The organism is Micromonospora mangrovicola, from assembly GCF_047200535.1.
Taxonomy (GTDB): domain Bacteria; phylum Actinomycetota; class Actinomycetes; order Mycobacteriales; family Micromonosporaceae; genus Micromonospora.
The window spans coordinates 23,777-30,809 of sequence record NZ_JBJZOG010000078.1 but is presented as its reverse complement, the minus strand read 5'-3'; the positions used below and the strand labels follow the sequence as shown (position 1 = coordinate 30,809).

The window sequence follows — 7,033 nt, the reverse complement described above, 5'->3', positions numbered from 1 at the left end:
CGTAGCCGCCCGAACCCGGGGCCCGGCGGCCACCCCAGGCGGGTGGTCACCGGGCCCCGCCGTTATGGTCGGCCGGACCGGCGGCGCGAGGGGGAGACATGTCGGACGCGGAGCTGACCGTCACGGTGACCGGCCCGGTGGCCACCGTGGTGATCCGGAACCCGGCCCGCCGTAATGCGATGACCCCGGCCATGTGGCGGCAGCTCCCGGTGCTGCTCGACGGCCTGGAGGCCGACCCCGCCGTGCACGCCCTGGTGCTCACCGGTGCCGACGGGACGTTCTGTGCCGGTGCCGACCTCGGCGACCTGGACGAGCTGCTGGAGGCCGGGGACGGCAGCATCGCGGTCACCGCCGAGGAGCGGCTGGCCTCGTTCGCCAAGCCCACCGTGGCGGCGGTCCGGGGCGCCTGCGTGGGCGGCGGGTGCCAGCTCGCCGTCGCCTGCGACCTGCGGTTGGCCGCCGAGGACGCGCGGTTCGGCGTACCCCCGGCGAAGCTGGGGCTGGTCTACCCCGCGCCGACCACGCGGCGGCTGGCGCGGCTGGTCGGGCCGTCCGCCGCCAAACACCTGCTGTTCACCAGCGAACTGATCGACGCTGGGCGGGCGCTGCGGATCGGCCTGGTCGACGAGGTGCTTCCGGTCGACGGGCTGGCCGCGCGGGTGGAGGCGGTCACGGCCGCCATCGCCGACCGCTCCCGGCTCACTGTCGCCGCGGCCAAGGAGATCATCGACGGCCGCGCCGACGACGAACGGATCGCGTGGTGGCACGGACAGGTCCGGTCCAGTGGCGAGGCCCGCGAGGGGGTGGCGGCGGTCAGCGAGCGCCGTCCGCCGCGCTTCACCTGGACACCGCCCGCCGCCGGCTGACCGGACCACGGCGCGCCGTGACCGCCCCGTGCGCGGCCGCCCGGATCGGCCCGTCCCGCGCCGGGCCCGGGGCCGCAACCCGGCCTGATCGACCGAAGATGCGGCAGCCCGGGGCGTCACCGAGCGCGGACACACCGAGATGCGGTAAATCGAGCGCCGGGCCCGATCGGCCGAGCCGGACCGGACTGGGGGAGGGGCCGGCGGGCGCCGCGCCGGAGGTGTACCCCCGACACAACCCCCTGTGCCCGCCGGCCGTTCGTCACCGCCCGGCCATCGCGGCCCAGTTCGGCGTCACCGGCTCGCGCCGCAGCGGCATGCCCGCCTCGGCCGGCGTCCGGTCGCCCTTGCGCTGGTTGCAGGCGTAGCAGGCGGCGGTCGTGTTCTTCCAGGTGTTCCGGCCGCCGCGCGAGCGGGGCAGGATGTGGTCGACGGTGCCGGCCGGGCCGTCGCAGTACGCGCAGCGCCGGGCGTCGCGGCGCAGCACCCCGCCCCGGGACCAGGCCGGCCCGGCGCTGAACCGCCAGCGGGTGACCACGTACCGGACGAGGCGGACCACGCGTGGCATCGGAAACACGCCGATGACCTGGTCCGGCTCGGCCTCGTGGATCTCGGCGACCCGCCGGCAGAGCATCCGGACCGCGTGCTGGACGGTGACCCGGTGCAGCGGGCCGAGGTCGGCGTTGATGACGAGGACGGCGTCCACCGGGCTCTCCCTTCACGGTCGGTGGTGCGGCAACGAAAAACCGCCCGGTCCACGGGACCGGGCGGCGGTGGGACGGACGCGGTTACGCGTCAGCCCGGCCACCCGGTGCGGAAACCTTCGGCTCGCCAACCATCGACGGGCAGCATCGACGACCCGCACGTGACGTGCGACAACGACATGGTGTGCTCCCGACGGGCTGGTTGACCTTGCGCGGATCACGGTAGGGCGGCTCCCCGAGGGCGGGCAACGGATTTCGATGCCCGTCCGGGTGCCGTCACGGGTGGTGGCGTCCGGCCAGCAGGCCGCGTGGCCGGACCGAACGGACCGGCTCGGCCGCCGCACCCTCGGCCCGCAGGATGTGGTTGGCGGCCACGATCCCGGTCGCCGCCGACCGCTCCATCAGCGCGGTCGGGAACTCGGTGCGGATTCCGTCGCCGGCCAGGTAGAGGCCGTCGGCGTCGGTGCGTACCCCCGGTCGCCCGGCGTGGCTGCCCGGGGTGAACGCCGGCGCCCGCGCCCCCACCCGGGCGCGCAGCTCGCGGACCCGCAGCCCGGCGGCCTCCGGCCAGAGCGCGATCAGCTCCACCCGCATCCGCTCGGCCAGCTCCTCGGCCGGCACGTCCGGCTCGCAGGCGTACGCGTGCAGTTCGATGACCGAGCCGCCGGTGCGCGCGGCCCAGCGGCGCGGCTCGTCCTCCAGCCGGTGGTAGAGGGTCACCGAGTCCAGGGTGGCCTGCCGGGACACCCCGCTGAACACCGCCCGATCCGGGCGGACGTCGCCGGCCATCCAGTACCGCGCCACCGCGTACGGGGGTCCGGGGGTGCCGAACGCGGGCATCCGCGCGACGAGCCGGGGGGCGGCCGCCGGCAGGCCGGGGGAGGTGCCGACCAGCGCGGCGAGCGCCGGCGGGTCGGCGGCGAGCACCACGTGCCCCGCGTCGTGGGCCGTCCCGTCGGTGGTGCTGACCCGCCAGCCGTCCGGGGTCCGGTCCAGCCGTCCGGCGGCCGTGCCGGTGTGCACCCGGCCGCCGTGCAGCTCCACGTGCCGGGTCAGCGGCTCCCAGATCGCCGTCGCGTAGTCCCGGTCCGGGCAGTCGAACGCCAGCCCTTCCGGGTTGCCGAGCAGGTAGAAGTGGAACTGGGCGATCATCTCGGCGGCCGACATCTCCGCCTCGTGGTTGAAGAACGAGTGGGAGAAGACCTCGAAGAGCATCGCCCGCGCCCGGTCCGGCAGCCGCAGCGAGCCGAGCAACTCGTCGGCGGTCCACCCGTCGAACTCGGCGTACGTGCGGGTCGGGTCGTAGCTGAGCAGCGGCAGCGCGGCGTCCCGGTCCATCGCGCGCAGCTCCGCCAGGCGCAGGCTCGGACTGCGCAGCAGCAGCGCCAGCAGGCTCGCCGGAGGCGCCGGCGGCAGCCGGCCGAACTCCTCGGTCGGCCACTGCGCCGAGAGGATCGGATAGCCGGCGACCGGCTTGAGGAAGCCCAGGCCCGGGTCGACCCGGCGGAGGATCGACCGCCAGTTGTAGTACTGCCGGAAGAAGGCGTGGAAGCCGTGCTCGTTGCGCTGCGGGCCGTCCGGCAGCTCCTCCGGCCAGGCACCGAGCCGGCCGCCCAGGGTCGGCGCGGCCTCCAGCACGGTGACATCCACCCCGCGCTCGGCCAGCACCACCCCCGCCGACATGCCGGCGATGCCGCCGCCCACCACCACCGCCCGCACCGGGCGCGGCACCCGGGGGGCGCCACCGCCGCCGGGATCCACCACGTGTTCGCGTACGCCGATGAGCCGACCGACCAGTTGCGACAGCGCCATGTGCACCTTCCCGGCAGACGGGTCTCCAGTCTGCCGGCTCAACCGCCCGGCGGGAGCAGGCAGCGCCGTTCCCGATCGGAGGCGGGCCAGACGTACTCAAGGTCGGGCGGGACGTCGTCGAACCGTCGGCCGTAGTGCCCCGGGTTCTTGCGCAGCAGTGACGACCGGTGGCTGCGGTGCACGTCCTCCCGGCCGAGCCAGGGCGGCAGCTCACCGGCCTCGGCCAGCTCGGCCTGCGTACGGATGGTCCCGATTCCGCAGGCGGTGGCGAAGTCGGTGGTCATGGTCGCGGCGCAGGTGTCCGCCCGGCCCGGCTCGGACCAGACCGCGCACATGTCCAGCCCGTACCGGGTCAGCGCCTCCTCGTACCCGGCCCACATCTTTACCGCCGGATGGTTCCGCCAGCCGTAGTCCGGCCGGGTCAGCCCGCGCAGCACCTGGATGGTCTCCACCCGCTGCTTGCCCAGCCGCTGCTGGTCCAGCACCCGGGCACTGGCCAGGAAGTCCGGATACGGGAGGAACGTCTGCATGCCGCTCCTCTACCCGTACTCGGGGCCACCATGCCTTCATGATCAAGGGGGCTGCGCGTACCGCGATCGGCTGACTACCATCCGGGAATGGCCGAGCCCCTGCGTGACCGCGCACGCCGCGCGACCGGGTGGCGGCTCCGGATGAACGGGGACACCCGGCCGCACTACGTGCTCTGCGGCAACGACCCGCTCGCGTACTGGGTGGCCCGGTCCCTGCTGGCCACCGACTCACCCTCCGGGCGGGTCCGGGTCACCCTGGTCGTGCCCGGACGGCGCCGCTCCGACGGACCGGACGGCCGGGACATCGAGGGCGTCCAGGTGGTCCTCGCCGACCGGCTCGACGAGGCCACCTTCCGCCGGGCCGGGTTGGCCGACGCGGCCGGGTTGGCCCTGCTGCAGCAGGACGACGTGGGCAACATGCACGCGGCGCTCTGCGCCCAGGAGGTCGAGCCCCGGCTGCGCCTGGTGGTACGCATGTTCAACACCAGCCTCGCCAACGGGCTGCGGGAGCTCTTCCCCGACTCGGCGGTGCTCTCCGACGCCTCGATGGCTGCTCCGGCCTTCGTGGCCGCGGCGCTGGGCGAGCTCGATCCCACCCACTTCCGGCACGGCGGACGCACCCTCTACGCGGCCCGCCGCACCGACGTACGCCCGCAGGACGTGCTCTGCGGCCTCGCCGTCACCACCGACCCGGAGCTGATCCGGGTGCTCCCCGCCGACGAGGAGTCGGCCGACGTGGTGCTGGCCGAGGCGACCGGGCAACCGGCCGGCACCGAACTGGCCGCCCGCCGGCTGGCTCGGGCCCGGCGCCGCCGGGAGCCCGTGGTGGTGCTGCTCCGGGCGGTCCGCAGTTTCGCCACCCGCAAGATCGGCGTGGCGGTGCTCGCGCTGCTGGCGGTGATCGCCGTCCTCGGCTGGCTGAACGCCCGCGCGGCGGGGGTGAACTGGTCCGACGCGCTCTACCTCACCCTGGTCACCACGTTGAGCGGGCAGGATCCCGACCTAGACAAGCCGGTCGCGGCGCAGGTCATGCAGGTGGTGCTCAATCTCGCCGGGCTGGCGCTGATCCCGTTGATCACCGCTGCCGTGATCGACGGCATCGTCAACGCCCGGCTCGCCCTGCACACCGGCCGGATCCAGCCCGACCGCGCCGGGCACGTGGTGGTGGTCGGGCTGGGCAACATCGGCACCCGGGTGATGGCCCAGCTGAACGACTTCGGGGTCGACGTGGTCGCCATCGACAAGAACCCCGACGCGCGCGGTGCCTCGCTCGCGCACCGGCTCGGCGTACCGCTGATCGTCGGGGACGCCGGGCGGGAGGAGACGCTGCGGGCCGCCTCCGTGGCCACCTGCCAGGCCCTGGTGGTGGTCTCCACCGACGACGGCACCAACCTGCGCGCCGCGCTGAACGCCCGCAACCTCGACCCGGACCTGCAGGTGGTGCTGCGGCTGTTCGACGGCGACTTCGCCGAACGCATCCAGCGCGCGTTCGGCATCGGCATCTCGTGGAGCGTGTCGTACCTGGCCGCGCCCGCGTTCGCGGCGGCGCTGCTGGACCGGGCGGTGATCGCCACCATCCCGGTCGGCCGGCACGCGCTGCTGGTGACCGAGGTGCCGGTGACGGCCGGCTCGCCGCTGGACGGCCGTCCGCTCGCCACGGTGGCCCGCCCCGGCGAGGTGCGCCTGCTCGCGCACAGCCGGGCGGGGCAGAAGACCGACTGGTCGGCCGACCCGCGCATGGTGATCCAGGCGGGGGACCGGCTCACCGTGGTGGCCCGGCGGGCCGGGTTGAGCGCCCTGCTCCGGGAGACCACGCCGGGCCCGGCCGAGCCCGCCGGCGCGCCGGCGCCCCGGCAACCGGAGGATTGACCGGGGTCAGCCTCGGCCCGCGGCGTGGCGGAGGGCGTACCAGATCGCGCCGAGGGCGAGCACGCCGAAGCCGGCGAGCACACTCGCCAGCGGCAGGCTCACCGCGAGCACCAGGCAGCCGACCAGCCCCAGCGCGGCGATCAGCTGCACCGGGATCTTCCGGCCGGGTTCCCGGCCCAGCGTCAGCGCGGCGGCGTTGGTGATCGCGTAGTAGACCAGCACGGTGCAGCTGGAGAAGCCGATCGCGCCGCGGACGTCGCCGAGCGCCACCACGACGATCACCACCGCGGCAACGGCCAGTTCGGCGCGGTGCGGCACCCGGGTGCGCGGATGCACGGCGGCCAGCGGGCCGGGCAGGTCCCGGTGGCGGGCCATCGCCAGGGTGGTCCGGCCTACCCCGGCGAGCAGGGAGAGCAGCACCCCGGTGACCGCGACGGCGGCGCCGGCCCGGACCAGCCAGGCCAGGCCGGGCAGCCCGGCCGCGGTCACCACGTCGGCCAGCGGCGCGGCGGAGCCGGCCAGCCGCTGCTCGCCGAGGACACCGAGCGTCACCACGGCCAGCACCAGGTAGATCGCCAGCACGATGCCCAGCGCCAGCGGCACCGCCCGGGGGATGGTCCGCTCCGGTTCCCGTACCTCTTCCCCGAGGGTGGCGATCCGGGCGTATCCGGCGAAGGCGAAGAAGAGCAGGCCGGCGGCGGTCAGCACGCCCCGGACGCCGGTATCCGCCACCCCGTCCAGCCGGTCGAGGGCGACGTGCGGGACGCCGGTCACCGCGACCACCGCCAGCACGGTGAGTACGACGCCCACCAGGATCCGGGTGGCGGTGGCGGTCTTGCCGATGCCGCGCAGGTTCACCGCGGTGACCGCCACCACCGCGAGGACCGCGACGAGCCGCGCCTGCCCCGGCCAGAGGTACGCCCCGATGGTCAGCGCTATCGCCGCGCAGCTCGCCGTCTTGCCGACCACGAAACCCCAGCCGGCGAGGAAGCCGGCCAACGGGTGCAGGCGTTCCCGGCCGTAGACGTAGGTGCCGCCGGACTCGGGGTAGCGGGCCGCGAGCCGGGCCGAGCTGGTCGCGTTGCAGAAGGCGATGAAGCCGGCCAGGACGAGCGCGGCCAGCAGCCCGGGGCCGCCGGCCGCCGCCGCGGCGGGGGCGAAGACCACGAAGACGCCCGCGCCGAGCATCGACCCCAACCCGATGACAACCGCATCGGGTACGCCCAGCCGCCGCGTCAGGTGATCCACACCTGGC

6 protein-coding genes are annotated in these 7,033 nt (G+C 75.1%); 2 read left to right on the top strand and 4 right to left on the bottom strand.

The genetic code is table 11. From position 1 onward, the window contains the following. Positions 1 to 98: 98 nt before the first annotated feature. Entirely contained in the window at positions 99 to 866 is a 768-nt protein-coding gene (locus ACL02O_RS25145; RefSeq protein ID WP_412820618.1) for an enoyl-CoA hydratase/isomerase family protein, read from the top strand. 259 nt (positions 867 to 1,125) lie between these two features. On the opposite strand, the gene ACL02O_RS25140 is transcribed toward ACL02O_RS25145, so the two are convergent. The 3 genes from ACL02O_RS25140 to ACL02O_RS25130 all read right to left on the bottom strand — a co-directional run bounded on the left by ACL02O_RS25140 (position 1,126) and on the right by ACL02O_RS25130 (position 3,909). After that, positions 1,126 to 1,569 carry an HNH endonuclease gene (locus ACL02O_RS25140; protein WP_412820617.1) on the bottom strand — a complete coding sequence of 148 codons (444 nt, stop codon included), beginning with the start codon at positions 1,567 to 1,569 and terminating at the stop codon, positions 1,126 to 1,128. A gap of 274 nt (positions 1,570 to 1,843) precedes the next feature. Then, on the bottom strand, positions 1,844 to 3,379 hold the full coding sequence (locus tag ACL02O_RS25135; protein WP_412820616.1) for an FAD-dependent oxidoreductase: 1,536 nt from the start codon (positions 3,377 to 3,379) through the stop codon (positions 1,844 to 1,846). Between the two features lie 38 nt (positions 3,380 to 3,417). Further along, positions 3,418 to 3,909, bottom strand: coding sequence for an MSMEG_6728 family protein (locus ACL02O_RS25130; RefSeq protein WP_412820615.1), 492 nt, complete (start codon positions 3,907 to 3,909; stop codon positions 3,418 to 3,420). Positions 3,910 to 3,996: 87 nt separating this feature from the next. On the opposite strand from ACL02O_RS25130, the gene ACL02O_RS25125 reads away from it, so the two are divergent. After that, on the top strand, positions 3,997 to 5,778 hold the full coding sequence (locus tag ACL02O_RS25125) for a potassium channel family protein (protein WP_412820614.1): 1,782 nt from the start codon (positions 3,997 to 3,999) through the stop codon (positions 5,776 to 5,778). Positions 5,779 to 5,784: 6 nt separating this feature from the next. Here ACL02O_RS25125 and ACL02O_RS25120 read toward each other — a convergent pair whose 3' ends face one another. After that, positions 5,785 to 7,026 carry an APC family permease gene (locus tag ACL02O_RS25120; protein WP_412820613.1) on the bottom strand — a complete coding sequence of 414 codons (1,242 nt, stop codon included), beginning with the start codon at positions 7,024 to 7,026 and terminating at the stop codon, positions 5,785 to 5,787. Between the last annotated feature and the right edge of the window lie 7 nt (positions 7,027 to 7,033).

Excerpts from the sequence above, each read along its gene's own strand:
- ACL02O_RS25145 (WP_412820618.1), top strand. The coding sequence starts at position 99 with ATGTCGGACGCGGAGCTGACCGTCACGGTGACCGGCCCGGTGGCCACC.
- ACL02O_RS25135 (WP_412820616.1), bottom strand. The coding sequence starts at position 3,379 with ATGGCGCTGTCGCAACTGGTCGGTCGGCTCATCGGCGTACGCGAACAC.
- ACL02O_RS25130 (WP_412820615.1), bottom strand. The coding sequence starts at position 3,909 with ATGCAGACGTTCCTCCCGTATCCGGACTTCCTGGCCAGTGCCCGGGTG.
- ACL02O_RS25125 (WP_412820614.1), top strand. The coding sequence starts at position 3,997 with ATGGCCGAGCCCCTGCGTGACCGCGCACGCCGCGCGACCGGGTGGCGG.